General features: G+C 67.5%; 32 protein-coding genes and 1 pseudogene. 5 read left to right on the top strand and 28 right to left on the bottom strand.

Translation table 11 applies throughout. The features are described 5' to 3' along the window. Positions 1-154: 154 nt before the first annotated feature. From metK to AB0J91_RS29640, 22 genes and pseudogenes are all read right to left on the bottom strand, one after another. Complete coding sequence (gene metK / locus AB0J91_RS29745; protein WP_363875531.1) at positions 155-1336, bottom strand: methionine adenosyltransferase; 1182 nt, start codon at positions 1334-1336, stop codon at positions 155-157. A gap of 55 nt (positions 1337-1391) precedes the next feature. Beyond that, complete coding sequence (gene coaBC / locus AB0J91_RS29740) at positions 1392-2642, bottom strand: bifunctional phosphopantothenoylcysteine decarboxylase/phosphopantothenate--cysteine ligase CoaBC (protein WP_363875476.1); 1251 nt, start codon at positions 2640-2642, stop codon at positions 1392-1394. Next, positions 2639-2932: a DNA-directed RNA polymerase subunit omega gene (rpoZ, locus tag AB0J91_RS29735; protein ID WP_132627363.1), complete on the bottom strand. Its 294-nt coding sequence runs from the start codon at positions 2930-2932 to the stop codon at positions 2639-2641. Before rpoZ ends, coaBC begins: the two co-directional genes overlap by 4 nt. Before the next feature lie 52 nt (positions 2933-2984). After that, a complete protein-coding gene (gmk, locus tag AB0J91_RS29730) occupies positions 2985-3587 on the bottom strand; it encodes a guanylate kinase (RefSeq protein WP_363786466.1) in 603 nt (200 codons plus the stop codon). Then, positions 3584-3901: an integration host factor, actinobacterial type gene (gene mihF / locus AB0J91_RS29725; RefSeq protein ID WP_093154362.1), complete on the bottom strand. Its 318-nt coding sequence runs from the start codon at positions 3899-3901 to the stop codon at positions 3584-3586. The genes gmk and mihF overlap by 4 nt, the downstream gene beginning before the upstream one ends. A 701-nt stretch (positions 3902-4602) precedes the next feature. Continuing rightward, positions 4603-5376 (bottom strand): ESX secretion-associated protein EspG, encoded by a 774-nt coding sequence (locus AB0J91_RS29720; protein ID WP_363875473.1) that lies wholly within the window; start codon positions 5374-5376, stop codon positions 4603-4605. Between the two features lie 218 nt (positions 5377-5594). Next, positions 5595-5897 (bottom strand): hypothetical protein, encoded by a 303-nt coding sequence (locus AB0J91_RS29715; protein ID WP_363875534.1) that lies wholly within the window; start codon positions 5895-5897, stop codon positions 5595-5597. Positions 5898-6545: 648 nt separating this feature from the next. Further along, positions 6546-6764 (bottom strand): annotated as a pseudogene (locus tag AB0J91_RS29710) (hypothetical protein); the annotation flags it as partial. 69 nt (positions 6765-6833) lie between these two features. Beyond that, complete coding sequence (locus AB0J91_RS29705) at positions 6834-7400, bottom strand: DUF3558 domain-containing protein (protein WP_363875470.1); 567 nt, start codon at positions 7398-7400, stop codon at positions 6834-6836. A 6-nt stretch (positions 7401-7406) separates the two neighbouring features. Further along, the gene (locus AB0J91_RS29700) at positions 7407-7808 is read right to left on the bottom strand and encodes a hypothetical protein (protein ID WP_363875467.1); all 402 of its coding nucleotides are present in this window, start codon (positions 7806-7808) and stop codon (positions 7407-7409) included. A 239-nt stretch (positions 7809-8047) separates the two neighbouring features. Further along, on the bottom strand, positions 8048-8263 hold the full coding sequence (locus AB0J91_RS29695) for a DUF397 domain-containing protein (RefSeq protein ID WP_363875464.1): 216 nt from the start codon (positions 8261-8263) through the stop codon (positions 8048-8050). Positions 8264-8280: 17 nt separating this feature from the next. Beyond that, positions 8281-8655 carry a DUF5753 domain-containing protein gene (locus tag AB0J91_RS29690; RefSeq protein WP_363875461.1) on the bottom strand — a complete coding sequence of 125 codons (375 nt, stop codon included), beginning with the start codon at positions 8653-8655 and terminating at the stop codon, positions 8281-8283. Beyond that, positions 8642-9133, bottom strand: coding sequence for a Scr1 family TA system antitoxin-like transcriptional regulator (locus tag AB0J91_RS29685; RefSeq protein WP_363875458.1), 492 nt, complete (start codon positions 9131-9133; stop codon positions 8642-8644). The genes AB0J91_RS29690 and AB0J91_RS29685 overlap by 14 nt, the downstream gene beginning before the upstream one ends. Before the next feature lie 194 nt (positions 9134-9327). Next, a complete protein-coding gene (locus tag AB0J91_RS29680; protein WP_363875528.1) occupies positions 9328-9798 on the bottom strand; it encodes a DUF3558 family protein in 471 nt (156 codons plus the stop codon). Between the two features lie 265 nt (positions 9799-10063). After that, positions 10064-10597 (bottom strand): hypothetical protein, encoded by a 534-nt coding sequence (locus AB0J91_RS29675; RefSeq protein ID WP_363875455.1) that lies wholly within the window; start codon positions 10595-10597, stop codon positions 10064-10066. Beyond that, positions 10581-10931 (bottom strand): hypothetical protein, encoded by a 351-nt coding sequence (locus tag AB0J91_RS29670; RefSeq protein ID WP_363875452.1) that lies wholly within the window; start codon positions 10929-10931, stop codon positions 10581-10583. Before AB0J91_RS29670 ends, AB0J91_RS29675 begins: the two co-directional genes overlap by 17 nt. 1 nt (position 10932) lies before the next feature. Next, a complete protein-coding gene (locus AB0J91_RS29665) occupies positions 10933-11232 on the bottom strand; it encodes a hypothetical protein (RefSeq protein ID WP_363875449.1) in 300 nt (99 codons plus the stop codon). Between the two features lie 27 nt (positions 11233-11259). Beyond that, a complete protein-coding gene (locus AB0J91_RS29660; RefSeq protein WP_363875446.1) occupies positions 11260-11922 on the bottom strand; it encodes a hypothetical protein in 663 nt (220 codons plus the stop codon). Positions 11923-11936: 14 nt separating this feature from the next. Beyond that, positions 11937-13172, bottom strand: coding sequence for a hypothetical protein (locus tag AB0J91_RS29655; RefSeq protein WP_363875443.1), 1236 nt, complete (start codon positions 13170-13172; stop codon positions 11937-11939). Further along, complete coding sequence (locus AB0J91_RS29650; RefSeq protein WP_363875440.1) at positions 13169-13480, bottom strand: hypothetical protein; 312 nt, start codon at positions 13478-13480, stop codon at positions 13169-13171. Before AB0J91_RS29650 ends, AB0J91_RS29655 begins: the two co-directional genes overlap by 4 nt. A 544-nt stretch (positions 13481-14024) precedes the next feature. Then, positions 14025-14444, bottom strand: coding sequence for a DUF6578 domain-containing protein (locus AB0J91_RS29645; protein ID WP_363875437.1), 420 nt, complete (start codon positions 14442-14444; stop codon positions 14025-14027). 95 nt (positions 14445-14539) lie between these two features. Continuing rightward, positions 14540-15217 (bottom strand): hypothetical protein, encoded by a 678-nt coding sequence (locus tag AB0J91_RS29640; protein ID WP_363875433.1) that lies wholly within the window; start codon positions 15215-15217, stop codon positions 14540-14542. Positions 15218-15389: 172 nt separating this feature from the next. Here AB0J91_RS29640 and AB0J91_RS29635 point away from each other — a divergent pair, with 172 nt between their 5' ends. Next, a complete protein-coding gene (locus tag AB0J91_RS29635) occupies positions 15390-15761 on the top strand; it encodes a hypothetical protein (RefSeq protein WP_235875311.1) in 372 nt (123 codons plus the stop codon). 99 nt (positions 15762-15860) lie between these two features. Here the strand turns inward: AB0J91_RS29635 and AB0J91_RS29630 are convergent, their stop codons facing one another. After that, positions 15861-16679, bottom strand: coding sequence for an SDR family NAD(P)-dependent oxidoreductase (locus AB0J91_RS29630; RefSeq protein WP_363875430.1), 819 nt, complete (start codon positions 16677-16679; stop codon positions 15861-15863). A gap of 66 nt (positions 16680-16745) precedes the next feature. Between AB0J91_RS29630 and AB0J91_RS29625 the strand changes: the two genes are divergently transcribed. Together AB0J91_RS29625 and AB0J91_RS29620 are read left to right on the top strand one after the other, a co-directional pair. Then, a complete protein-coding gene (locus tag AB0J91_RS29625) occupies positions 16746-17039 on the top strand; it encodes a hypothetical protein (protein WP_363875427.1) in 294 nt (97 codons plus the stop codon). Positions 17040-17255: 216 nt separating this feature from the next. Then, positions 17256-17909, top strand: a complete 654-nt coding sequence (locus AB0J91_RS29620) for a maleylpyruvate isomerase family mycothiol-dependent enzyme (RefSeq protein ID WP_363875425.1) — start codon at positions 17256-17258, stop codon at positions 17907-17909. 109 nt (positions 17910-18018) lie between these two features. Here AB0J91_RS29620 and helR read toward each other — a convergent pair whose 3' ends face one another. Beyond that, complete coding sequence (gene helR / locus AB0J91_RS29615; protein ID WP_363875422.1) at positions 18019-20193, bottom strand: RNA polymerase recycling motor ATPase HelR; 2175 nt, start codon at positions 20191-20193, stop codon at positions 18019-18021. 358 nt (positions 20194-20551) lie between these two features. Between helR and AB0J91_RS29610 the strand changes: the two genes are divergently transcribed. Next, complete coding sequence (locus AB0J91_RS29610; RefSeq protein ID WP_363875419.1) at positions 20552-20761, top strand: hypothetical protein; 210 nt, start codon at positions 20552-20554, stop codon at positions 20759-20761. Beyond that, on the top strand, positions 20752-21558 hold the full coding sequence (locus tag AB0J91_RS29605) for a hypothetical protein (RefSeq protein ID WP_363875416.1): 807 nt from the start codon (positions 20752-20754) through the stop codon (positions 21556-21558). The genes AB0J91_RS29610 and AB0J91_RS29605 overlap by 10 nt, the downstream gene beginning before the upstream one ends. Before the next feature lie 139 nt (positions 21559-21697). Here AB0J91_RS29605 and AB0J91_RS29600 read toward each other — a convergent pair whose 3' ends face one another. The 4 genes from AB0J91_RS29600 to carB form a co-directional block, all read right to left on the bottom strand. Continuing rightward, positions 21698-22054, bottom strand: a complete 357-nt coding sequence (locus tag AB0J91_RS29600) for a hypothetical protein (protein WP_363875413.1) — start codon at positions 22052-22054, stop codon at positions 21698-21700. After that, positions 22051-23133, bottom strand: coding sequence for a serine/threonine-protein kinase (locus AB0J91_RS29595; RefSeq protein ID WP_363875410.1), 1083 nt, complete (start codon positions 23131-23133; stop codon positions 22051-22053). Before AB0J91_RS29595 ends, AB0J91_RS29600 begins: the two co-directional genes overlap by 4 nt. A gap of 401 nt (positions 23134-23534) precedes the next feature. Beyond that, entirely contained in the window at positions 23535-24386 is an 852-nt protein-coding gene (gene pyrF / locus AB0J91_RS29590) for an orotidine-5'-phosphate decarboxylase (RefSeq protein ID WP_363875407.1), read from the bottom strand. A gap of 6 nt (positions 24387-24392) precedes the next feature. Continuing rightward, the coding region (gene carB, locus AB0J91_RS29585; protein ID WP_363875404.1) for a carbamoyl-phosphate synthase large subunit at positions 24393-26798 on the bottom strand (2406 nt) is incomplete at its 5' end.

Below are 26798 nucleotides of genomic sequence, written 5' to 3'. Positions count from 1 at the left end.
GGGACTCGGATTTCCACTGAAATCCGGGAAGCTGGGCGACCACCACGCGTCTGGGGCAGCCCTGAGAGACTGCGGGTGTGCGCGAAATGGGAGGCGCCCCACGGACTTTGAGACCGTGGGGCGCCTGGGTTGCTGAGTTTCCCGGGGTCGGCCGTTAGAGGCCCGCTGCGGTCTTGAGGGCGTCGGCTCGGGAGGTGGATTCCCAGGGGAGGTCGACGTCCGTGCGGCCGAAGTGGCCGTAGGCGGCGGTGGCCGAGTAGAGGGGGCGCAGGAGGTCGAGGTCGCGGATGATGGCGGCCGGGCGGAGATCGAAGACCTCGTTGACAGCCTGCTGGATCCGGTCGGGGTCGACGGTCTCGGTGCCGAAGGTCTCGATGAACAGCCCGACCGGGGCGGCCTTGCCGATGGCGTAGGCGACCTGGACCTCGATGCGCTTGGCGAGTCCGGCGGCGACGACGTTCTTGGCCACCCACCGCGTCGCGTACGCCGCGGAGCGGTCGACCTTGGACGGGTCCTTGCCGGAGAAGGCGCCGCCGCCGTGGCGGGCCATGCCGCCGTAGGTGTCGACGATGATCTTCCGCCCGGTCAGGCCGGCGTCGCCCATGGGACCGCCGACGACGAACCGGCCGGTCGGGTTGACCAGCAGCCGCGTGTCGGAGGTGCTCAGCGCCAGCGACGAGATCTCCGGCTCCACGACGTGGGCCTTGATGTCGCCGACGAGCTGCCCGTCGAGGTCGATCTCCTCGGCGTGCTGGGTGGACAGCACGACGGTGTCCAGCCGCACGGGCTTCTCGCCGTCGTACTCGATGGTGACCTGGGTCTTGCCGTCGGGCCGCAGGTAGGGCAGCACGCCGTCCTTGCGGACGCGGGTGAGCCGACGCGACAGCCGGTGGGCCAGCGCGATGGGCAGCGGCATGAGCTCGGGCGTGTCGTCGCAGGCGTAGCCGAACATGAGGCCCTGGTCGCCGGCGCCCTGCTGGGCGATCTCGTCGATGACGCCTTCGACGCGGGTTTCGTGCGCGGTGTCGACGCCCTGCGCGATGTCGGGCGACTGGGAGCCGATGGCGACGTTGACGCCGCATGAGTTGCCGTCGAAGCCCTTGGCGGAGGAGTCGTAGCCGATCTCGAGGATCTTCTCGCGCACGATGGCGGGGATGTCGGCGTAGGCCTCGGTGGTGACCTCTCCGGCCACGTGCACCTGCCCGGTGGTCACCATGGTCTCCACCGCGACGCGGGAGCGCGGGTCCTGCGCGAGCAGCGCGTCCAGGACGGAGTCGCTGATCGCGTCGCAGATCTTGTCGGGATGCCCTTCGGTCACCGACTCACTGGTGAACAACCGCTGCTGGCTCAACGACTCTCCTCTGGTGCTTGCGGCCTGTTGCCGACAAACACTACTGGTCGGAGAGCCGCCGACCGACCGAGTCCCACAATGTGGACGCCAGCAGGGACTTGGCGCCGAAGGCGATGCGCTCCTCGGTTCCGTCGTCGCCGAGCAGCCAGCCGGAGTTGTCCTCGACCTCGAAGGCCATGCCCTCGCCCACGGCGTTGACCACGAGCATGTCGCAGCCCTTGCGCGCGAGCTTGGCCCGACCGTGGTCGAGGACGGAGGAGGTGGCATCACCGGTTTCGGCGGCGAACCCGACGATCAGCGACGCCGAGAGCTTGCCGGCCGCCCGCGCTTCGACGATCTCGGCGAGGATGTCGGGATTGCGGGCCAGCGCAACGGGTTCCGGGTCCCGATCGGTCTTCTTGATCTTGTGCTCGACCCGGTTGACCGGTTTGAAGTCGGCCACGGCGGCGGCCATGACGACCGCGTCGGCGCCGTCGGCCTCGGCGAGCATCACCGACCGCATCTCCTCGGCGGTCCCGACCCTGATCAGCCGCACTCCGGCGGGCGTGATCAGGTCGGCGGTGTGCGCCGCCACCAGCGTCACGTCGGCGCCGCGGTGCGCGGCGATGCGCGCCAGCGCGTAGCCCTGCCGCCCGGAGGAGCGATTTCCCAGGTAGCGGACGGGATCGAGCGATTCCCGCGTGCCACCGGCGGAGATGACCACCCGGCGACCTTCCAGGTCCCACGGCAGCGCGGTGGAGGAGGTCAGCAGCAGCCGGGCCAGGTCGACGATCTCGGCCGGGTCGGGCAGCCGCCCCTTGCCGGTGTCCTTGCCGGTCAGCCGACCGCTGTCGGGCTCGGCGACGATCACGCCGCGACTGCGCAGCGTCGCCACGTTCTGCCGGGTCGCCGGGTGCTCCCACATCTCGGTGTGCATCGCCGGGACCATCAGCACGGGGCAGCGCGCGGTCAGCAGGGTGTTGGTGAGCAGGTCGGGCGCCTGCCCGTTGGCCGCACGGGCCAGCAGGTCAGCGGTGGCGGGGGCGACGACGACGAGGTCGGCTTCCTGCCCGAGGCGCACGTGCGGGACCTCGTGCACGTCCGAGAACACGCCGGTGACCACCGGCTGCCCGGACAGCGCCTCGAAGGTCGCGGCGCCGACGAAGTTCAGCGCGGCCTCGGTCGGCACGACGCGGACGCTGTGACCGGACTCGGTCAGCCGCCGCAGGACCTCGCACGCCTTGTAGGCGGCGATGCCACCGCTGACGCCGAGGACCACCCGCGGGCGGTCCTCGGTCGGTTCAGACGTCACTCGCCTTCGGTGTGCTCGAGCACGCCGGCGTGGATCTCGCGCAGCGCGATCGACAGCGGCTTCTCACGCGGGCCGGGCTCGACCAGCGGGCCGACGTACTCCAGCAGGCCCTCGCCGAGCTGCGCGTAGTAGTCGTTGATCTGCCGCGCGCGCTTGGCGGAGTAGATGGCCAGCGCGTACTTCGAGCTGACCTGCTCCAGCAGGTCATCGATCGGCGGGTAGGTGATGCCCTCGACGGTGTTGGTCGACGGGCTGCTGTTGAGCGCAGCCAGCGCGCTAGGGGTGCTCACAGGTGTGGCTCCTGCTCAGTAGTAGGTCGCTCGGACAACGGGAAGGGAGACGTCACTTCTCGTGGCCGAGTATCAATCGTACCAATTCGCTGGTCGCGGACTGCACATCGGCGTTGACGACCGTCTCGTCGAACTCCGGTTCGGCTGCCAGCTCGTCCCGCGCGGCGGCGAGTCGCTTCTCGACGACGTCGGCCGGTTCGGTGCCGCGGCCGGTGAGCCGGTCGACCAGCTCGTCCCAGGACGGCGGCAGCAGCATGACCAGCTGCGCGTCCGGCCAGGCGCTGCGAACCTGGCGGGCGCCTTGGAGTTCGATCTCCAGAACGGCCGGTTTGCCCGCGGCGATCGCCTCTTGGACGGGCTTGCGCGGCGTCCCGTAGAAGTTGCCCGCGTAGCGGGCGTGTTCGAGCATCTCGCCGTCGGCGATCATCCGCTCGAACTCCGCGACGGAGACGAAGTGGTAGTGCACTCCGTCGATCTCACCGGGACGCGGAGCCCTGGTGGTCGCGGACACGCTGAAGTACACCTCCGGAACCTGCCTGCGCACCTCGCTGAGCACGCTGGACTTGCCGACTCCAGAAGGCCCGGAAACGACGGTGAGCCGAGGCTCGCCCTGACGGACGATCCTCGGCTCAGCGCCGGTTTTTGCGTCGATCACTCGCCGCTGAACTCGGTGAGCAGCGCCTTGCGCTGCCGCTCGCCCAGCCCGCGCAGCCGACGGCTGTTGGCGATCTCCAGCCGCTCCATGATCTGCTGCGCACGGACCTTGCCGACGCCGGGAAGGGCCTCGAGCAGGGCGGAGACCTTCATCTTGCCCAAGACCTCGTCGTTGTCGGCGGTCTCCAGGACCTCCGCCAGCGTGGTTCCGCCTCGCTTGAGGCGCTCCTTGAGCTCAGCTCGGGCGCGACGGGCGGCAGCCGCCTTTTCCAGAGCTGCTGCCCGCTGCTCCTCAGTCAGCTGGGGAAGGGCCACCATGTCCTCCGTGATGTGGGGTTTCTCTTGATCGGTGCGGGCGACGGTACCGAGTCCCGAAAGGCGGTTGCCCACGGGGGTCCCGGTTTTGTGGAGCAGATCAGTCCGCCCCACCGCCCTGGCCCTTGAAGTTCTACCCGTACAAGGCGTGCACGAGCACGGGGCCGCTGCAAGTCCTATCAACAAAGCCGCTGAAGTGCACTAATCTCAGCAAAACTTATCGGAATGTGTCCGATTTCCGCACAGTTGAGCCACGTGAGGGTTGTCTCCGCAGGTCACAACCGCGTTAAACGGTCCCCGAACGCACGCCGTTCGAGAGCCTGTTCTATGATAGAAGTTGATCTTGTTTTCTTCCACTCAACGGAAAGGGCGGTCCCCGTGATGCGGCACCGAAGCACCCGGTGGCTCCGCCCGTCCAGACGCGGCGGGGCCCGGCCCTGACACGGTCGGGGCAGCTGGCGGGAGCCCGTTGGAGCCTGTCCACGGGGTTTGCGCACCCTCGCCGACCGCCTGACCGGCCTCTTCAGCGCTGCGCAGCCCGCTGGGCCCTCCGAGCCCCGGTCAAGCGCTTCCGCAGCGTGCCGTGCACCTGCGGGCCTGGCCAGGGCCTCAGAGCCCGCGAAGGCGGGCCGGCGAGCCGCGGACGAGCTGTTCCCGGACGCGAGAGAGCCCCGGGCGCTCGACCCGGGGCCCCGCTCTGGCTACAGCGTCTTGACGAGGTCGTGCACGCGGCTGGCCATGCGCTGCCGGTCGATCGGCGCGATGGTCGTCCATCCTTCGTCGCTGCGGCGGCTGTTCTCGATCATGTACCAGCCCTTGGCGTTGGCGAAGAAGTTGGTGACCATCGGGGCCCGGTGCCGCTTGCCCTGCCCGTCCATGACGGCGTAGCCGACCTGCGCGTAGGCGTTGCGAGCGCCGCCGGCCATTTCCACCAGCGTCTTCGCCTCCTCGCGCCGGATGCCTTGCCGCACGAGCGCCTCGCCCATCTCGCGGTCGTTGCCCGCGGACTTGGCGGCGGCTTCCATCGCCGAGCTGCGCAGCGACACGCCCCGCCCGGGACCGGCCTTGACGTCGTCGGGCAGCACGCTCAGGAGCGCCCGCACCATGGAGTCGGCGGGCAGCGTCTGGACGGTCACGGCTTCTTCGGTGAGCACCGCGAGCGTCGCGTGGCCCCGGGTGCACGCGACCATGCCTGCGACGATGCTCTGACCACCGTCGGGCTTGCGCTGCCGGAAGTTGATGTCGAAGGCCCGCTCGTAGCGCGTGAGCGGCAGCAGGGCCCCCTGGATGTCCTCTTCGCGCATCTCGTTGCCGAAACCGAGCGCCTGCAGCTCATCTCGCGCGCGAGCCTCGACCTGGCGCCGCTCGGTTTCGAGGATGCCTTCGGGCAGGACGTTGAGCACGAGCGGCTTGGTGCCGAGGTTGAAGTACTTCCACGCCTCGTGGAAGCCCTGCTTCGACAGCTCGATCTTCACCGGTTCTCCCCAGCCAGAAAGTGTGGACGGCACCGCCCCGAGAGCGTCCACGAATTGATCCGAGTTGTTCACTGATCCGTCCAGTTCTCAGCCGTTCGGAAGCCCACGACGCACGGCCGTCCCCCACAGTCCGAGCCCTGATCGTCCACGTTCTCGCAAGAACCAGTGGGCGGCACCGAAGCGGTACCGCCCACTGGCTGATCTGCGTTGACGAGCAATTACCGCTGGTTGTCCCAGTCACCGAAGACCGGCGGGGCGACCTTCGGCAGGTCCTCGTCGAAGACGCCCTGGTCGCCGATCAGGTAGTCGGGAGTCTCGTGCTCGAGGTCGTCCTCGCCTTCCTGACCCCTGCCGCGCGCACCCGCGCCCGCACCGGCGGTACCAGCACCACCGCGGCCACCGGCGGCACCAGCACCGCCGGCCCCGGCAGCTCCACCGCCGAGACCACCCATGCCCGCACGACCACCGGCGCCCATGCCGGGCCCGCCAGCGCGACCACCGGCACCCGAGCCGGCCCCCACGCCACGGCCCGCACCAGCGCCACCGCGGCCACCAGCGCCGCTACCGGCACCCGGCCGCGCACCAGTGCCCGAACCCGGGCCGGCGCCGAGACCGGGAGTGCCACCGGGGACACCAGGCCCGTTCGGCACACGACCGGTGCCACCGGGGTTCTGGTTCGAACCCGAGCCACCACCAGGCGGAGTCGCCCAAGCAGCACCGGTACCAGCAGCACCACCGCCGTAAGCACCACCGCCAGCACCACCAGCGCCGCCACCGGTGTAACCACCAGCGCCAGAACCGGCCCCACCAGCCCAAGCACTGGAGGTGGAAGACGGCGACGAGGAGCCAACACCACCGACGCTGGGGCCGGGGGAGCCCGTCACAGTGGTCTTCATGCCGCCGTCTGGCGGCGGGGTGAAGACGGCACTGCCAGCAACGTTGTTCTGGCTGGTCTCCTGGTACGTGCTGAAAGCCTGTACGGCTTCCTGACGCAACTTCTCGTTGTGAGCCTTGGCATCCTCGGCGTCGGTGGACCCGGTTGTGAGGGTGTCCCACCCTTCCTCGAGCCAGCCATCATCCGGAACGGACTGCTCTTCACCCTTGCCCGGGATCGAGGTCTGAACCTTGCCGAAAGCGTCACCCTGAGCAGTCATCTGCTCGGATTGAAGCTTTGCGCTGTCCGCCGTGACCTCAGTCCACAGGACGACCGGCATGGCCTGGTTCTTCATTGCCTCGCCAGACTCGGACTGCATGACCGCGCCGACCTGCTTCAGCTTGTCCTCAAGCCGGGTCTTCAGGTCACGGAGATACTGGTCCTCACCGTTCCAACCGGTCGAGACCTCGTAGAGCCCTTCAGCACCAGCTCCGCTGCTGACCCACTTACGCATCTGATCGAGCTGCGCACCTTCAAAGTCCGCAGGCTCAAGTTGCCTACCTGTCACCGCCTACCCCCTCAGTCAGGCATTCGGAAGATTCTGAACAACCGCACCTGCGATTTGCTTGCCGACATCGCACGCATTAACCGACTGGACCCGAGAGATGGCGTTCACGAACACGGATCCCTGATCTGAGACGTCGACGGAGACCATGCAGTTCCGTCCTTCGTTTCCGGACTGCGCAGCCGGATAGCCTGCCACCTCAGTAGGCACAACGTCAGCCGTGGACTCCGTGAAGTCCTTCATCGTCTCGGTCGTCGTAACAGCGACGAAGACGTTCCAGCCCTGATCCGAACCGCCCTGCCCGGAAACGTAAGTGCAACCGGGCATGCCATTCGACTCGCGGGCTTGCGGAGGCAGCGTGACCCCCAGGGCCTGCTGCTGCGCCTGCGGCAAACTCGCGCACTGATCCGCAAGCTGCACCGACTTGGCGGGCGCTTGGCGCGACGAGCTCGGCGGAGCCGGAGGCTCGGCCGGAGCGCTGCTGGGGGTTCCCGCGGTCCCACCGCTCCCCGAGCATCCAGCCAACACGAAGCTGGCCAGAACCGAGCCGATAGCGAGCCCCTTACGCAAGGTTTCCTCCTCCATCCGGCCTTAGGACCGGAAGCTGTCCGCCGAGTCTTGGTCGTTGGTACGCGTCTGAGCAGCGCTCGCGCGCAAGTTCGCGGCCGTGTCCTTGAAGACACCCGCAAGCTTCCTGTAGTTGTTCAGATACGCCTCTTCGTCGCCGTCAGCGACCTGCCCGTAGGTCGAAGCCGACCGCACACTGACCGGGTCCTTGCCAGCAGTCGGGACTTGCGCCAGCCGGTAGACGTCCGCTTCACGGTTTTCCATCGCGATCGCTTCCGCCTCGAAGAACGATGCGAGCTCATCCACCTTGTCCGGCTCGATGCGCATAGAACCGCCAGCAGACTGCGAAGCAGCAAGTGCCGCCTTGTCCGCCATCCGGTCGAAAGTCTCGCCGATCGTGCCCCAGAAGCTGTTCGGGAACGTCATGCCTTGACCCCCTCGTTGCTCACGCCGAACTCCCCTTGTCCACGTGCCGTCGCGACGAGGGCGACGGACATCCACTTGCCAGCGTGGCAAACGTTAGCGCACGGGCCTGCGCGCGTGTAGCGAAGTTGGTCAAAACAGGAACCGGCAAACGAGTGAAATGGATCTCAGATCGCCGCTAGGGGCTTCCCAGCCAGTTGATCTTGTGTTCCAGCCCCTATCGACCCCTAACAATCGCTTCCTCAACTGCGACGAGGGTCGCCGAACCGGCCATCCCGCAGCCCCTGTACGAAGGACGACCACGCCGGCTGCCCGAAAATCAGGTGTTGACCAGCAGGATTCTTCGAGTCACGGGTGTGCACGTCGTCGCCCGCGAAGGCGACCTCAACGCAGTTCGCGTAGTTGCTGCTCCGAGTGCTCTTGCGCCACTGAAGCGTATGCCGTTCCGGCGCAGTCACAATCCGCTCCTTGAGTTTTAAACGAGTTTGTCGGCGATGTCGTTCATGAGCGCGATTGAATCGTGAGCGGGCAACGCGGCCTCGTGCAACCGCCGAAGGGCTTCTCTCGTCGCGGCGACATGCTCGGGCTCTTCCAGGAACGCACTGCTACCGCGGTTCTCAAGAAGGACCAGGCTCGGATGCTGGTCGAAGTCGAAGAGGACGAATGGCCCGTCCAAACCGGGGTGCGCACCTGCGCGGGTTTCGACCACCCGGACCGTGATGTTGTCCTGCCTGGCCGCAGAAACAAGGTGGCGAATCTGCTGGTACATCACACCTGCCTCGCCCACTAGGCGTTCAAGCGTGCTCTGTTCGATCAACGCCTCGAAGTGCGGAGCATTAGCCCTGTTCAAGACCGTCTGACGGCTGAGACGAGAGGTAACCAACGTTTCGATCTCGGCGATGTTTCAGATCAGGGTCCGTTCCGCCGACGAGCGCCGATGCGTACCCAGCTGTCTGCAACATCCCTGGTACGAGCGTCGTCTCGTAGTTGAAGATCGCCGCAGCTTCCCGCTCGAATCTGGTCGCCTCTTCCCACATCGCAGGCAGACGCCCTTCCTGCACCTGCCACCAGTTGGGCATCGCTGCGTTGCGCACCAGGCTCAACAGCTCTTCCCGCCGCCGCGCTGGAACGCGGTAGAGCCCGAGCAGCGCCGACACGTCATCGGCCTGCAGCCCGCGCTGCCCGGACTCCATCCGAGACAGCTTGCTCATGGACATGCCAAGAGCCCCGGCAACCTCCTCGGCCCCGAGCCCGCTCCGCAGCCGAAGCTCCCGAAGCTCGCTCGACACCCGCCGAACCCGAACCGGCACACCCACACGACCGCTCATCAATCCTCCCGATCAAGACCAACAACGCGATCACGATCGGCACTTGCCCAGCGGGCACGTAAGAGCACCGCGAACGATTCAGCCAGCAGGTACAAGCAGGTGAACCCGACGGTTTGGGAGATCACTCCACGTAGCAACCCGGGGATTCACGAGCCACTACCCGGCCGCGGGCACGGGCGCCTCAGGAAGGTTCATCACGGCCATCCCCCCGAACTGCTCCGCCAACACGCAGGGATCGACGCCATGCTCGTCCGAACCTGCCGTCTTGCCGTGGCCACCAGGAACCCCAGGTCCGAGATGTCCGCGATCAGCGTGCAGTCCGTGCCGCTCCGGAAAGTCTTGCCCGGGTAGCCCTTGAGGTCCGCGCCACCGGTTGGTTCGGCGCGCCGATTGACCTCAGCCTTGTAGCTCCGCTCCCCGCTCACGCCGACGAAGACGGACCACCCCGCATCACCGCTCAACTGGTACTCGCACCCCGACGTCCCGTTCCAATCGCTTTGACGCGGTGGTTGGTCAACGCCAACTCCCCGCCACTGATCCTCAGCGACGACGGCGCACTTCTCAGCCACCTCCGTCACCTTGGCCGGACCAGCTCGCGGCACGAATGCCGACGACTCACTCTCAGGAGGCCGAGGTGAAGTCTCAGAACCCCCACCACACCCCACAGCGAGCAGACCGAGAATTGCGACAAGAACCCCAAATGTCGTACGCGTCAACTGTTACCCCCATCGAAATCACCTGCTGACAAAGTTGCGGATGAACCTCAACCGTCACGAACCTCCCCCACCAGGCGATCAACCAGGGAAGACCCCGGACGCTAGCCCACCCCACCCCACTCACAGGTCAGATCGAGCAAAGAGCCGACTCAAAGACGCAGGCAGGTACTCACAGCAGCCGGGGACCCGGAGCGCAGGTATCGATCATGCGGAATTAGCGCTCAACGAGATGACCGATCTCTTGCCAACGCTTCCTGCGCGCGCCGACGGCCTTGAACACAGCAAGAACGAACAGGAGCAGCAGGGTGATTCCGACGCCGAGCGTCGCGAAATAGCGGCTGCCATCAGCAGGCCCGAAGGAACGTAGAGCACTGACCAGGATGATCAAGCCGAAAACCGCGTGGAAGAACGCCAGCCCAATCTGCCTGTTGAACTTCTTAGCCCAGACCCTGTGACGCTCACGAGCCCAGTTGAGCTCGCTGGACGACAGTCCAACCCTCGGTACGAACGGGCCGTCACTGACGGACAACGTCGTCGTCTCGGGATGGGCGAGAACCAGCATGCGACCAGTTGAACTAGGGAGGCTGCTGACCACGGTGAACCCTGCCGCATGAATCCCCGCCCCGATGTCCGCCAGTGACAAAGCCGCGTACTGCGAGGTATCCAGGTGGTATCGGCCTTGAACGTCCAACTCCGCTTCCCTTAGCTCCGCGTCGAGTCGGCGTCGGGAGTCAGCCTTGTCCAGCACTCGTCCGGTTCCTCGTCGAGCTCAAGTCGAAGCGCAGTAGCCACTCCTTGTCTCCCAGTTCCTCGTCCCGATAAGCCCACCCGTGCTTGCTGAGGATCGACACGATCTCCGGCTTCGAAATCTCCCGGTAGTCCAGCCAATCGATCTGGAAAGTGTGCTGTCGAACCCTCTCCTGCGCCGCGCCCTGATCGAGCTGAGCCATCTGGCGCTCTCTGCGGGTGTCGCGGACGCCGCGCGGCGTACCCAGCGCTGTCCCGACCGTGATCACGACAACGAGGATCAGGGAAGGGACAAGGATCCATAGCGCGATGGCGTTGGCCGTTTCCTGCGACACGTCAGACCGCTCCCTTCTCCGTTGCCTTGACAAACCGCAGCACCAGGCTGCCGTACCTACTCGTCTCGCCGACGAACCTGAACCCCTTGGAGGAGGCGATCTCCTTGATCATGTGGTCGGACAGTGGATGCGCTCGCCACACAGTGACTTCGATGTGCCCATCCCCGGTACGTCGACCGGCTAATTCCCGTCGCACGGAATCGGCGCCGCGCCCGGCGCTCTGAAAACGCGCGAGCACACGCTCAGCAGCGATCCACAGTGCGACCGCCGCGAAAAGCGAGCAGCCAATGATCGTGCCCATCCGTCATTCCTCCTGGTCATCCGCCTGCTACAGGCCGGCGAGCAGATCGCCGATGGACGGTTCCGCCGGGTCGGTGAAGGAGATGCTACGGGCGATGCCATCCAGCATCGTCACGAAGTGCTTCCAGTCGGCCAGGGTCTCACTGGATACTCCGACAATGGCCAGTCGCTGATTTCCCGGGAAAGGCAGGACAATCTGGACCTGCCGCACACGGTGAGTGTTCTCCACGGGTTTCCCGGTCAACGTCGTGGGCAGCGTGACCTCGACTTCTTCTCCGACAACGAGCGCTTCTCCTGCCGGGTAATCAGCAAAACCGACTTCACGCCTCATCCCAGGCTGCTTGAGGGCACCCGCTAGCGCATGTAGAGGCCGACGCGCTGAGAGATTTGCAGGTTGGACCAAGATGCTGAATTGAGCCGCAGTCAGCTTAGCCGGGTCAGCCTCCGAACGAGCGAGACAATGCCCCACGAAGACCGCTCCGTTGGCCAAGAGCTGAGACAGCATTTGTTCCTGGAGGTAGACGACGTGGATTTGCTCGGCCACGTCGGCTCCCTCCATGAGCACGGAGACGTTCTCGTAAGAACGCTGAATCCGACTCGCAGGAGATCCGTAGAGGTCTACCTCATGCAGTTGTTCCGGGATCTTGAACCAGAGCGGAAGCGTGTTTGCGGTTCCGGTTTCAGCAGTCATCACGATTGATACCTTTACCTGACGGCGATACCGCTGAGGATGCCGCTCGCAACACCGCCGGCGTTCTTCGCATCCGTAGTGTTCTGATCATTACCGACCAGTCCCGCTCCTGACGGAACCTGGAGACCAACAGCAGTCCCGCCCTGGACGGCCTTCGCGACGGATTGTTGAAGGCCGTCCGAAGCTGTCGGCCCGAGCGCCTTCTCCGCAACCTGGGTGAATGCCCTCGCTGGTTCCTGAGCTGCTTGCGCAGCCTCGTCGGCGAAGGCACGACCACCCTTCACCGCGGCCTCACCCGCCGTGTCGAGCATTCCTGCAGCTCCGGTAGCTCGGGTTACGTCAACCATGCGGTCCGCACCCGCAACGACGTCGCTAGCTGCGTTGAACCCCTTGGATATCGCTCCAACCCCCGGAACCAGTCCCAACACGTCACCGCCAACCGAAACCCAAGCATTCGGATCGTCAAACTTCCCGTTGACGGCCATATCGGCACCGTGAGCGGCGAGGGCGACACCACCTGCAATCAGAGCCACTGGGCCCGCCACCGGCGCAAGCACAGGGATGAATGCCAATGCTCCAGCAACAGCGGAAACGATCCCTGCGATATCACCGATGTCACCCAAGTGGTCCTTGAACCACTTTCCCGCGTCATCGAACAACTCTCCGAAAGACTCGAAAAACGCTTTGTTCGGCGCCTTTTCTGCCGCTTCGTTCAGTTTTTCGGCACAGGATCGTGCGTCCTCTTCCCACGTGTCTTGAAGGTCAGCTGCCTTGCGCCGGATCGCCTCGACTTCATCCCAAGCGTCATTCGCCGCGTTGATCTTCTGGGTTGCGGCATCCCGCATTTCTGGGTTGTCGGCGTTCTGCTGCGCCGCGTTGCGCGCACCCTCAGCAGCCTTGGTCTTAGCCTCGTAGTCCTGCAACGCCCGGCGTGCCTGTTCCTCTAACCGCGCAGCTTCCCGCTGGTGCTCCTGCAGGCGGTCACCCCAGGTCGACAACGCCTTACCTGCGTCCCTGAGGGACGTATGCGCATCGTCCAGGTATTTGGGAAGCTCGCCGAGACCATCTGCGAAAGCCTTTGCCGCTTCACCTTGCCAAACGTCCTTCTGATTCTTCACCGACATCAGGACTTCATGGGCTTCACGGGAGTAGGTCGCGGTGTCTCCCAGCTGCTTGGCAACTGACCTCACCCCCGCAACATCGCCGCGCGCCGGGTCAAATCCCAGAGAGGGGTACGTTCCTCCGCTCATCGAGCACCCCCAGCGCCACTGCTCTGGGACTTCTCAGCGGCACCAGCCGCTACGTCCCCAGACATCTTCCGCAAACTCGCAGCGATCGAGCTGTCCAGCTCGGCGTAGGTCTGCTTGGACGCATCGAGGGCGCCCTTGATCTGTTCGACAGCGCCGCGAAGCTTGTCCAGCCCCTCTTCCCAGTCCGCTCGGAAGTCGGAGCACGCCTCGTTGAGGTCCTCTGGCCCGAGAGAGCCCGACCCCATGTCCTTCACGCGCTTGGTCGCGCCGTCGATGTTCTCGATCGATCGATCCAGGTTCTTGCTCAAGGCATCCAGACCGCCGATGTCTACCGAAAAGTCCGGCAACTTGGTGTCCCCCAGAGACAGAAGTCCGTCAGCAAGCCGTCGCACACCGTACCCGCCACCGCGCGCTCTGCGTGACGATTCCCGCAAGAATGCTCTTTATCACTCGAACGCCATCCGCCCGGACTTGGCGATAACCCCGCGAGGGTTAAAAAGGCAGCCGAAGCAGCAACCCAGCAGGCCGTCGCTGCTGGTCGCCGCGCATCTCTTCCTCTGGACGCATCGACCAGTTCGTTCTGATCGCGAGCAAAAACAACACGTGCATGCCAGCACCAGTAGAAGTTCTCTGGCTTCGCGTGCGGATGCAGTCCGACATGCTGCCCGGCGAGCCGGAGTCCACCGATTTGTTGCCCTCCGCAGAGCCCACATGCGGGCAGCTACGGCTGTGATGATGTGGTCATGAAGCCATCTCCTCCACGAGTCCTCGTCACGAACGCAGAGTGCGGTGCATTGCGATCAGGCTGCGCAGCCAGCGCCAGCCAGTCCGGTTGGCTGCGGGACGACGGCATCACCGGCGGGCCTCCTCGTTCCGCTTTTGCTCCTGGACGTCGAGGTCGACGACGTAGGCTGTGATGCCCTCGTCTTCGTCCGCGGTGATGTCGTCGTGAGCATCGGAGTCGTGGAGCCACACGAGTCGGCCGGAATGCGGGACCGGGCGTCTCTCGCGCGCCGAGGTTCGTTCGAAGCGGCTGTAGAGCGCGTGGATCCCGGTCACGACACCGGAAGCCTTGGGGACGTCCACTACGCGCTTGCCGTGAAAGATCGCGCTGTGCGTGATCGGAGCGCCTGCGTCCTCCCCGAGCCGCTCCTGCACGAAAGCGAGGCCCTCGGTGTCCAGGTCGAGAAGCGGCCAAGTCACCGTGTCGCCCACGCGGAACGGTGTGCCGCAGCACTCCATCTCCCAAGCAGCCATCCACGCGCGAACCATCATGCACCTGCAATATCACAGCCGCCGAGAAGAATTCCGGCACTTCTCGTTCTCAGCACCCCGAGCGCTTCGAGTGGTAGCCCGCACGCGCGGGGTCAGGACGTCACTGCGTCGAGGAAGCGGTTGTGGCGGAGTCTCGTGGCGCGTTCGAGGGCTGCGAGGGCTCCTGCGGTGATCAACGTGGCGTTCGCCCAGGTGGGAAGGTGGATCGGTGAGGTGAACGTGCCGACCTTCTCGGCGATGACCGGGCTGTGGGTGAGGACCTCGGCGCCGTGGAGGAGGTTCACCGCGAGCGCCACGACGAGGATGACCACCGCTGCTGCACCGATGACCGCGCTGGCGCGGGGGAAGCGCTGCCCGAACCTCGCGCGGAGGCCTTCTTGGGAACGGCGGTGCGGGCGCAGTGCTCGTTCCTCGCCGGCTTCGGAGACGAAGTGCATGCGTTTCAACCCGAACCCGGTGGTGGCGACCTCGATGACGCCGCCGGGCACTGGGAACGCCGTCGGCACGTTGGAGCGCGACACCTGCACGCCGTTCCGGTACAGCGCGGCAGGGGCATTGCCTTCCCCGTCGTCGTGCTGCTTCCTCGTCTTCGCATCGGCGAGATACCGGACGTCGACAGCGTAGGAGTGGCTGATCCCGTCGTGGTCGGCGAGTTCGAGGAAGAACAGGGAGCGGGAGAAGAGCTGCCAGAGCCGGTAATCGCGAAGCGGGCTCCCGTCGCCGGATCTGACCTTGGCGAGCTGCCAGCGCCTCTTGAGCTTGTTGACCATTCGGGTGCCTCTCGTCGTCGAACCATCCCCTTCGCCAGTCAAGGGCGTGCCCTCGGGGCATGGTCAAGAGGCGCTGCGGGACGCGTCCAGCGAGGTGAGGGCGTCAACTCCCTCGAGAACACACCTGATCGCTCGACTTGTTCTGCGTGCGGGGCGTGACACAATCCGCACCATGAGTTACCAGCCACACGATCCCTACGACCGGAACGACCCCGGGCGGTACCCGTACGGGGACGACTACGGCGACCGACGCCCTCCTCGGCGTCCGGGGCAGGTCGGGGACACCATTGCGCGGATCGTGCGGATCGTGGTGTCGATCGTGGTGCTGGTGTTCGCGTTGCACGTGCTGTTCGTGGTGCTCGACGCGAACCAGGGCAACGGCTTCGTGTCGTTCATCTACACCCTCGCGCAGACCTTCGTGCTGGGGCTCGGTGACGTCTTCACCCCGGATGATGCGCTGCTCGGCGTCGTGCTCAACTACGCGCTGGCCGCGTTGATCTGGTTCATCGTCGGGCAGATCATCATCAAGATCATCCGCCGCTAGCCGCCGGGATCTCGTCGACGACTCTGAGCGGCCACCTCGGGCCGTTCATGATCGATGTCTTTTTTGCCCGGTCAGTTCGGACCAGAACAGCCTCCGGCGCTAGACGAGAGCGAGGGTGCGGGCGCGCAGCGTGGCTCTGGCCTCGGCGTCGTAGGCCTGGGCGTGAGCCCGAGCGGGACGGAGGCGGTCGAAGAACTGGCCGGTGACACCTTCGAGCGACTCGTCCACCGCGAGCCTGCGCGTCGCCTCCACCCCGGTTTCCAACGAGTCCGAACTCCTGCCGACCTCCGACAAGACGATCTTGGTCGGCATGAAGGTGGCCGGATGCAGGCAGGTCGCGGCCAGCTCGGTGGGCGCGAACCGCTCGGCGAGGTCGAAGCTGTGCATGATCTGCGCGAGCTTGCTCTGTCCGTAGGCGCGGGAGCCCGAGTAGTCGCGTTCGAGCATGAGGTCGTCGAAGTCGAGCGGGTCCTGCGCCAGCGACGCCACGTGCACCACGCGAGCGGCACGTCCCTCCTCCGACGAGGAGCGCAGGAGCGGCAGCAGGTTCTCGGTGAGCGCGAAGGTGGCCAGGTAGTTCACGGCGAAGCGCAGCTCGTGACCGTCCTCGCTGGTCCGGCGGTCGCGCCCGTCCGGCTCGCCCGATCCGATGCCCGCGTTGTTGACCAGCACGTCGAGCCTGTCGACGCTGCTGCCGATGGTGTCGGCCATCTTCGACACCTGGGCGAGCTCGGCCAGGTCGGCGGTCGCGGTGACAGGTGCGGCACCACCCGCCGCCCGCACCTCGGCTGCTACCTCCTCGACCTTGCCGGCGTCACGGCCGTGCAGCACGAGCCGGACGTCCCCGCTCGCCAGACGCAGGGCCAAGGCCCGGCCGAGCCCATCGGTAGCACCGGTGATCGCGATCGTCTGCGGCATGTGGTCCTCCCCATCGTTCGGAAGCTCCGGTCAGGAGATCAGAGCGCGCGCTCGGAGGAGTCGCGCGTGACCGAGGTCGTGGCGAGCAGGGTCAGCTTCTCGGACAGCGTAGGCGCGCGGCTGTGGGCGTGCCTGGTCCTGCGAGCCCCAGAATCGCAGGACCTCTGGCTGAGGGCGCGGACCGACGGCGACGCGGGTCGGCGCATCGACGAAGGGCGTCGAAACCCGGATCACGTGCGTCACCTGGTCCCTGATTACCAGGGTATTCCGGGTCCCGACCCCGGACGGGAGCGTCCAGACGCGTGGTGGTCACCCGGCTTCCCGGATTTCAGTGGAAATCCGGGTTCCGATTTCCACTGAAACCCGACCACGGATTTCCACTGAAATCCGGAAACCCAACCCCGGGCGGCGAGACAGTGGGAGTGTCCGGACCAGTTGCACCGATCGACCGGCAGTGCCCGACGGACGTGGTTGGGGCGTTGACTGCGGTTGGGGGACTGCGGCTTTGTCCCTGGTGGGGTTGGGGAAGTTGGAGAAGACGGGGTTGGGTGTCGGTGGGTGTCGTAGGGTTCTGTGGTGACCAGGGATTTCGAAGAGCTCTTCCGGATCTCGGAGGAGAATCGTCGGCTGGCAGCCGACATGTTCGCATCGTTGACGCCGGAGCAGTGGGCGACGCCGAGCCTGTGCGCGGGGTGGACCGTGCGAGAGGTGGCGGCGCACCTGCTCGCTCCCCTCGAAACCCGGTTCAGCTGGTTTCGCGTGCTGCGCACGGTCATTCGCTACCGCGGCGATCTCGACCGGTACGTCGACGAGCAGACCCGCGAATGGGCCCGACGTCCCACGGACGAGCTCGTGGCCGGTCTGCGCCGGCTGGCCGGTCGGCACATGAACGTGCCGTTCGTCGGGCCCTTCGGTCCGATGACCGACACGTGCATCCACCTGCGCGACGCCGCCCGGCCGCTCGGTCTCGACGTCAACCCGCCACCGAGCTCGTGGCGACCGGCGCTGGACTTCCTCGTCTCGAAGCCGGGCGCCCGCGCCTTCCTACCCGCCAGCCGCCTCAACGGCCTCCGATTCATCGCCACCGACCAGGACTGGACCTGGGGCGAAGGCACCGAGATCCACGGCCCGTCCGAGGCCCTCACCCTGGCCATCACCGGCCGCCCCGTCGCCCTCATCGACCTCGAAGGCCCCGGCGTCGAGCTCCTCCGCGAACGCATCACGGACTGACCTCACCTCGTGGTTTCGGATCTCAGTGGAAATCGGGAACCCGGTTTCAGTGGAAATCAGGGTCCCGACTTCCACTGAAATCAGGGTCCCGACTTCCACTGAAATCCGGTCACGCCAGCTGCGCGGGGTGTGAGGCGGTGAGTCCGGCGAGGGCCTCGGGGAGGGGGTCTTGGTGCAAAATTCCCAGGCGTTGGGTCGCTCGGGTGAGGGCCACGTAGAGTTCGGCGCCGCCTCGGGGGCTTTCGGCGAGGATCCGGGCGGGTTCGACCACCAGGACCGCGTCGAACTCGAGACCCTTGGTGTCCGCCGGGGACACCGCGCCGGGGATGCCGGGAGGTCCGATGACGACGCTGGTTCCTTCGCGTTGCGCTTCGTCCCGGGTGAACTCCTCCACGGCTGCGGCCATCTCGGATGCCGTGACCTGGCGGTGCCAGGGCGCGACTCCGCAGGAGCGGACCGACTCCGGGGGCACCACGTCGGGGGCGAAGTCGGCCAGCAGCGACGCTGCGACCTGCATGATCTCCGCCGGAGTGCGGTAGTTGACCGTGAGCTCGCGGTACGCCCAGCGGCCGGGGACGTAGCGGTCCAGCATCGCACCCCACGCGCCTGCGCCCGCCGCTGAGCGGCGTTGCGCCAGGTCTCCGACGACCGTGAACGAGCGGCTCGGGCATCGGCGCATCAGGACCCGCCAGTCCATTTCGGACAGTTCTTGCGCCTCGTCGACGACGACGTGCCGGTAGGTCCAGTCCCGGTCGGCCGCGGCGCGTTCGGCCAGGTCGCGGGTGTCGTGCTCGACGAATCGCTCCGCCAGGTCCTCCGCGTGCAGCAGGTCCTGGGCGAGCAGGTGGTCCTCGTCGTCCATCATGTCGTGCCGCTCGGTCTGCATGATCTCCAGGACTCCGGCGGCGTACTCGGCCTCGGCCGCTCGCTCCGAGGCCACCGGGTCGGACGTCTTCACGACGCCCAGCAGGTCGACGAGCTCGTCGAGCAGCGGAACGTCGGAAACCGTCCACGCCTGGCCATCAGCGCGGTGCAGCGGCTCCGCGCCCACAGCCCGCAACCGCTCCGCCGATGAGTACAGGTCGGCCAGGAGCTGCTGCGGGGTGAGGATCGGCCACAGCTCGTCGAGGGCCTCGGTGAAGGCCGGGTGCTCGCCCAGCTCGCTGAGCAGATCGGCCCGCAGGTTCTCCCAGACCTCCTCGTTGTCCCTGGTCAACCAGCCCTTTCCGATGCGGCCGATGGCGCGTTCGGTGAGCACGTAGGTGACGATGTCGGTGAACACCGCGCGGGCCTCGTTGTGCGGCAGGCCGCTGTCGCGGGCCTCCTCGCGCGCCCACTCGGCGGTCGCGGCGTCGATGCGGACCGTCACGTCCTCCAGCTCGATGTGCAGCGGCTGCTCGGGCAACCGCTGGCGGTCGGCGACCGCGGCCTTCAGCACGTCGAGGATCTTCAGCGAGCCCTTGAGCTGCGCGACGTCCGGCGCGTCCTCGGCCGTGACGTGCAGGCCGGGAACCAGGTCTCCGGTGGTGGCGAACACGACGTCGGACTCCCCCAGCGACGGCAGGACGCGGCCGATGTGGGTGAGGAACGCCGGGTTCGGGCCGACGACCAGCACGCCGCTGCGCTCCATCCGCTCGCGCTGGGTGTAGAGCAGGTAGGCGACGCGGTGCAGCGCCACGACGGTCTTGCCGGTTCCCGGACCACCCTCGATGACCAGCACACCCGCGTGGTCGAGTCGGATGATGCGGTCCTGCTCGGCCTGGATGGTGGCGACGATGTCGCGCATCCCCTCCCCGCGCGGAGCGTTGACCGCGGCGAGCAGCGCCGCGTCACCGCCGGACTCCCCGTCCGGTCGTCCGAGGACCTCGTCGGTGAAGTCGGTGACCTGGCGGCCTCGGGTGTGGAACTGGCGGCGTCGGCGCATGTTCTCCGGGCTGGCCGCGGTGGCGATGTAGAACGGACGTGCCGCCGGGGCACGCCAGTCCAGCAGCAGCGGCCGGTAGTCGTCGTCGGAGTCGAACAGCCCGATCCTGCCGATGTAGCGGCGCTCACCGTCGACCGGTTCGAGCCGGCCGAAGCACAGGCCCTGGTCGGCCACACCCAGTCGTTCGAGCTCCCTGGCCTGCGCCCGGACCTCCACGTCGCGTTCCATCGCGGACGCGCCGGTCCCCCGCAGCGCGTCCGCGTAGCGGGTCTCGACGCGCGCGCGTTCGGCGTCGAGCTGTTCGTAGAGCCCCGCGACGTAGGCGCGCTCGGACGTCAGCTCTTGTTCGTGCTGGGACACGTGTTCCTCGCAATTGATCGATTCCCCCAGCCGGGCACCGCGTTTTCGCTGGTCTCGGCCCAGGCGGAGGATTGTGCGGCATACCCGGGGTCTTGCCGCAAGTCCCCCTGCCCGCTGTAAAATGAGAGCGGGAAGAGGGATGCGTTCTTTTCCTGTCCCATTCCGCGGCAATTCTCCGGCAAGTCCGCCGTGCCTTTTGCCGATCACCGATCGCATCCGATCGTTCCCGCTGATCGCGCCGCCCCGGGTGTGCCCCGAGGTCACGTCGCTGCGGTCCCCGGAACGTGATGTTGCGTGCCCGACCGTCACGCGCGGACATTCGATCCCGTCACTGTTTCCACTGTGGAGGGACCAGAACATGTGCGCCAGTTGGCGAATTCCGGCTTGCGAGCGCCGCGGCGAGGTCGTGGTGACGCTGCTGGTGCGGGACGAGATCTCCATCGCCCAGGACGGCGTGGAGGTCGTGGTCGCGCGCAGCCAGCTCACCGACGTCGCCGACAAGCTCTACTTCCTCGACCAGGCGTTCCGCGCCGAGGCCCGCGACGTGGTGGAAGCGCTGTGCGACTGATGACCTGCCTGATGCTGTGGGCGCTGCTGGCCGGCTGCGCGACCGAAGCGCCGGAGAGGCCCGAGGAGCTGTTCTGGGAGGTCTACCGGCGGCAAGCCACCCAACCCGTCGTGCACACCCGCCGCGAACGCTTCGACACGCCCGAGGCCGCCGTGGCGCGGAGGATGGTGCGGGTCAGCGACGAGATCTTCGACCACCGGTCGGGGCACCACGTCGGGACGAGCATCGAGCACTGGCGCGGCGAGAGCGTCGTGCGGACCCGGTGCGTCGACGGCCTCCGCCACGGCTACCTGCCCTCGCGCAAGACGTGGGACGGACCGGAGCCGAGCTCGTTGTGCCAGGTCAGCACGCGTCCGCTGCTCGGCGACGGGATCATTCCCGGGGGCCTGTCGGACGCGCAGGCCGACGCGGTGGTGGAGTCGCTGCGCGGCGAGCACCGGTTCCTCACCCCGCTGCCGCCCACTCCGGTCGACGTCGGCGGCAAGCGCTACCTGCGGATTCCCGTGCGGGCGCGTCCCACCGAGCACGACGGCACCGCGTGGGACATGCAGCACCTGCTGTTCGCGCTGCACGACGCGGGCGTGGACCCGAGGACGTACCCGTTCCAACCCGCCGACGACACCGGGGCCGGAGCGGACCTGACCTACTTCGTAGATCCGGCCACGCTGCTGCCCGCCTTCGTCCACCGCCAGATGCTGCCCTCACCGGGCCCGGTGGTGCGGGTCGAATACGTGCGTCCGGCGCGACTTCCCGCTGATCCCCTGGCGGACGTGACGCCCTGGGCGCTGCGCTGGTGACCCACCCTCGCGCCCGTCCCCGTCCCCGTCCCCGTCCCCGTCCGCCGGAATACCGCCGTAATCAGGTACCCGAAAACCGCCGTATTCCGGTCCCCGAAAACTGCGGTAATCCGGGGGTTGAGGACTCCGGTGGGGGTGGTTAGCCGTTGCCGCCTCGGGACTTCTTGTCCTCGCTGCGGGGTTCCGGTGGGTTCACCGTCACGGTCACCGGGACCGTGTTGGGTGCCGGGATCGCGCGCACGTCCTCGGCGACCCGGTCGGCGGCGGCCATGATGGATCCGGCGCTGTCGGAGTCCAGCGCGCCGTCGGCGACCGCCTCGGCGATCTCGCGATGCAGGGCAGCCAGCGCGGTCTCGGTGTCGAGGCGGTTCTGCGCCAGGGCCGCGGCCTTCACCTCGGCGACGCGGGCGCTCAACCGCGCCCGCACGTGCGGGTCGTCACCGCAGCCGACCAGCACGAACCCGACCAGGAGCAGAACGGGCAGCAACCGGTTCATCCGCGCACCAGCCTCTCCAGGTTCTCCAGGTCCACGGGCAACCGATCCACGCCCGGACTTCCGGAAACCGGTGGTAATCCGGGTGTTTCGGACCTGTCGGGCCATAGGGCGACGATGAGCGCGGCCAGGGTCACCACCAGCAGCAGTCCGGCCGCGATCGGCGCGACCGGTGGGCGCGAGGGTTGCGGCCGGATCGGCATCGACTGCGTCGGCGGGCGATGTGCTCGCTGCTGCGGGACGCGCGGTGGCGGTGCCGGAAGCGGCGGCGGGACCGGGGCGATGACCTCCGTGGTGCGGCCGTTGAGCAGGTCACCGGCCTGCTCGGCGGTGATGCGGCGCGCCGGGTCGGTGGCGAGCATCGCCAGCAGACCGCGTCGCAGGCGGGCGGGGATGCCGAACGGGATCTGCGGCGGTCGGACCAGCCGCGCCACCGCGGCGTCCGGCCCGCCCGGGTACTCCACGCGGCCCGTCACGCACTCCAGCAGGACCAGGCCCAGCGCGTACACGTCGGCCGGAAACCCCACGTCACCACCGGAAACCTGCTCCGGAGCCATGTAGGTCGTGGTGCCGACGACCATGCGCGAGTCGGTCAACCGACCCGCCGCGTCAGCGAGCCGAGACACGCCGAAGTCGGCCAGGTAGGCGCGGCCGTCGTTGCCGATGAGCACGTTGGTGGGTTTGACGTCGCGGTGCACGACGTCGTTGCCGTGCACGTGGGCCAGCACGTCCGCGAGCTTGCCGCCGATGTCGGCGACGTCCTCGGGGGGCATCGGCCCGGCCTCGGTGGCGTCGGCCAGCGTGCCGCCCTCGATCAACTCCATGATCAGGAACAGCTCGTCCTCGTCGGCGCTGAAGTCGTGCACCGTCACCAGACCCGGGTGACTCAGTCCCGCCAGGATTCGCGCTTCCTCCGCGAAGCGCTTGCGCCCCAGCTCATCGGTCGCCGAGCGGAAGACCTTGGCCGCGACCAACCGCTGCAGGCGGGTGTCCATCGCCCGGTGCACGTCGGCCATCCCACCGCCGCCGAGACGAGACCCCAACCGGTACCGCGCGCCCAGCAGCGGAGCATCGTCGGTCATCGAGCCAACCCTCCGAACCCCTCAACACAGCGACCCTAACGGGTGAAGATCACCCCGTGATCACCAGCTTCCACCCCTCCAACGAGCCGGCCGGACACCAGTGATCAACGGAGGAATCCCCGCTGCTCAGGCGATTCCAGCAGCGACGGGGGCGTTCGGAGCATCCACCGAACAGCACCCGGCAACGGTCACCCGAACGGAGCAGTTCATTCAAACTTCGCGCGAAATTCGAACGGCCCGGCCGCGCGAAGCCGACCAGCGCACCACGAAGGTCGGCGGAAGCGGGTCCTGGGGCTACCGGCGGTCGGCGCGTCCGGGATCGACGATGTAACGGGAATCCGACGCAGAACACCCGTCCCCGGCACGAGAGCGTCGTGCCGGGGACGGGTGTTGCGATCGGATCAGTCGTTGAGCTGGTGGTCGATCTCGTCCGCGAGGCGGGCGTGGGTGTCTCGCAGCGAGTTCACCTCGGGGCCGTGGCGGAGCACGTCCCTCGACGTGGTCGGGAGGACGTGCGGCAGGGCCCGGCCGAAGACCGCCTTGAGGTCCCGGACGGTGGCGCCCTGAGCACCGAGGCCCGGGGCGAGGATGGGGCCGTTGAGGTCGGAGAAGTCCAGCTCCCCCGCGGGAATGGTGGCGCCCGCCACCACCCCCACGTGACCCATCGGTTCCTTGCCCAGGTTGGTCTCCGCCGCGGAGTCCACGATGTACTGGCCGACGGTGTCGCCGCTGCCGTGGACCGCCTGCTGCAGGCCCACGCCCTCCGGGTTGGAGGTGCGGGCCAGCACGAACACGCCCCTGCCGTTCTGCTCGGCCATGCCGATGGCCGGGGCCAGCGAGCCGTAGCCGAGGTACGGCGAGACCGTGATGGCGTCGACCGCCAGCGGGGCGCGCTCGTCGAGGTAGGCCATCGCGTAGGCCGTCATCGTCGAGCCGATGTCGCCGCGCTTGACGTCCAGCAGCACCAGCGCACCGGCCTGCTGCGACTCCGCGATCACCTTCTCCAGCACGGCCACGCCTGCCGACCCGTAGACCTCGAAGAACGCCGACTGCGGCTTGAGCAGCGCCACCCGGTCGGCCAGCGCCTCCACCACGGTCATCGCGAACCGCTCCAGGGCCTGGGGGCTCTCCCCCAGCTGCCACGCGTGCAGCAGCGACGGATGCGGATCGATGCCCACGCACAGCGGCCCGCGCCGGCTCACCGCATTGGTGAGCCGGGCGCCGAAGCCGGCGCGCAGCGGAGCATCAGGCATCGCCGCTCACCGCCCCTGCCGCAGCGCGGCCTGCAGCGCCTGCAGCGGGCGGACGCCGATGTTGCCCTGGATCGCGGCCTCGATGCCCTGCACCGCGGCCGCAGCGCCCTGCACCGTCGTGATGCAGGGGACGTCGCGGGACACCGCGGCCGTGCGGATCTCGTAGCCGTCGACCCGCGGACCCGGGTTGCCGTACGGGGTGTTGATGATCATGTCGACCTCACCCGCCTTGATCAGGTCGACGACATCGCGATCGCCCTCGACCGACTCGGTGTGCTTGGCGACCACGGTGGAGGTGATGCCGTTGCGCCGCAACACCTCGGCAGTGCCCTCCGTCGCCAGGATCTCGAACCCGAGATCGGCCAGCCGCTTGACCGGGAACACCAGCGAGCGCTTGTCCCGGTTGGCCACCGAGACGAACACCTTGCCCGACGTCGGCAGGGAACCGTAGGCACCGGCCTGCGACTTGGCGAACGCCTGGCCGAACGAGGTGTCGATGCCCATGACCTCGCCCGTCGACTTCATCTCCGGCCCCAGCAGCGAGTCGACGCCGACGCCTTCGCGGGTCCGGAAGCGGTGGAACGGCAGGACCGCTTCCTTGACCGCCACCGGCGCCTCGACCGGCAGGTCCGCGCCGTCGCCCTCTTCGGGCAGCATGCCCTCGGAGCGCAGCTCGGAGATCTTGGCGCCCAGCATGATTCGCGCGGCGGCCTTGGCCAGCGGAGCGGCCGTGGCCTTGGAGACGAACGGAACCGTCCGCGACGCGCGGGGGTTGGCCTCCAGCACGTAGAGCACGTCGTCCTTGAGCGCGTACTGCACGTTGAGCAGACCGTGCACGCCCACACCGCGGGCGATCGCCTCGGTGGAGCGGCGGACCATCTCGATGTCCTGACGCCCCAACGTGATCGGCGGCAGCGCGCACGCCGAGTCGCCGGAGTGGATGCCGGCCTCCTCGATGTGCTCCATCACGCCGCCGAGGTAGATCTCGTTGCCGTCGCACAGCGCGTCGACGTCGATCTCGATCGCGTCGTCGAGGAACTTGTCCACCAGCACCGGGTGCTCCGGCGTCACCTCGGTGGCGCGGGCGATGTAGTTGGCCAGCGACGCCTCGTCGTAGACGATCTCCATGCCCCGGCCGCCGAGCACGTAGGACGGGCGCACCAGCACCGGGTAGCCGATGTCGTCGGCGATCCGCTTGGCGCCCTCGAAGGACGTCGCGGTGCCGTACTGCGGGGCGGGCAGACCTGCGGCGACCAGCACGTCGCCGAACGCGCCGCGCTCCTCGGCCAGGTGGATCGCCTCCGGCGGGGTGCCCACGATCGGCACGCCCGCGTCCGCGAGGCGCTGCGCCAGGCCCAGCGGGGTCTGGCCGCCCAGCTGCACGATCACGCCCGCGACCGTGCCCGACTGCTGCTCGGAGTGCACGACCTCCAGGACGTCCTCGAAGGTCAGCGGCTCGAAGTACAGCCGGTCCGAGGTGTCGTAGTCGGTGGAGACCGTCTCCGGGTTGCAGTTGACCATCACCGTCTCGTACCCGGCCTCGCGCAGCGCCATGGCCGCGTGCACGCACGAGTAGTCGAACTCGATGCCCTGGCCGATGCGGTTCGGGCCCGAGCCGAGGATGATCACCTTCGGCTTCTCGCGCTGCTCGGCGACCTCCGACTCCGCCGCCGGGTCGGACTCGTAGGCCGAGTAGTGGTACGGCGTCTTCGCGGCGAACTCGGCGGCGCAGGTGTCGACCGTCTTGTACACCGGACGCACGCCCAGCCGGTGGCGCAGCGCGCGAACGCCGTCCTCACCGGCCAGTTCCGGCCGCAGCGCGGCGATCTGGCGGTCCGACAGGCCCGCGCGCTTGGCGACGCGCAGCAGCGAGGCGTCCAGCACCGGGGCGTCGACGAGCTCGCGGCGCAGCTCCACCCACGCCGAGATCTGGTCGACGAACCACGGGTCGATGCTCGAGGCCTCGTGCACCTGCTCGACGGTGGCGCCGAAGCGCAGCGCGCGCTCGACGGTGTAGATCCGCCCGTCGTGCGCGGTGCGCAGCTCGTCCAGGGTGGATTGAAGCGTCGCGCCTTCGGGGTCCGGCTTGGTCCAGAACCCGACGGACTTCGTCTCCATCGACCGCAGCGCCTTGCCCATCGCCTCGGAGAAGCTGCGGCCCACGGCCATCGCCTCGCCGACGCTCTTCATGGTCGTGGTCAGCTCCTGGTCAGCGCCCGGGAACTTCTCGAAGGCGAACCGCGGCACCTTCACGACCACGTAGTCCAGCGTGGGCTCGAACGACGCCGGGGTCTCGCCGGTGATGTCGTTCTGGATCTCGTCCAAGGTGTAGCCGACGGCGAGCTTCGCGGCGATCTTGGCGATCGGGAAACCCGTCGCCTTCGACGCCAGCGCCGCCACCGGACCGCCGTT

Origin of the sequence: Saccharopolyspora sp. NPDC049357 (genome assembly GCF_040677225.1) — a bacterium.
In the GTDB taxonomy this organism is placed as follows: Bacteria; Actinomycetota; Actinomycetes; order Mycobacteriales; family Pseudonocardiaceae; genus Saccharopolyspora.
The sequence above is the reverse complement of the archived record's forward strand: the minus strand, read 5'-3'. Positions and strand labels throughout refer to the sequence as shown.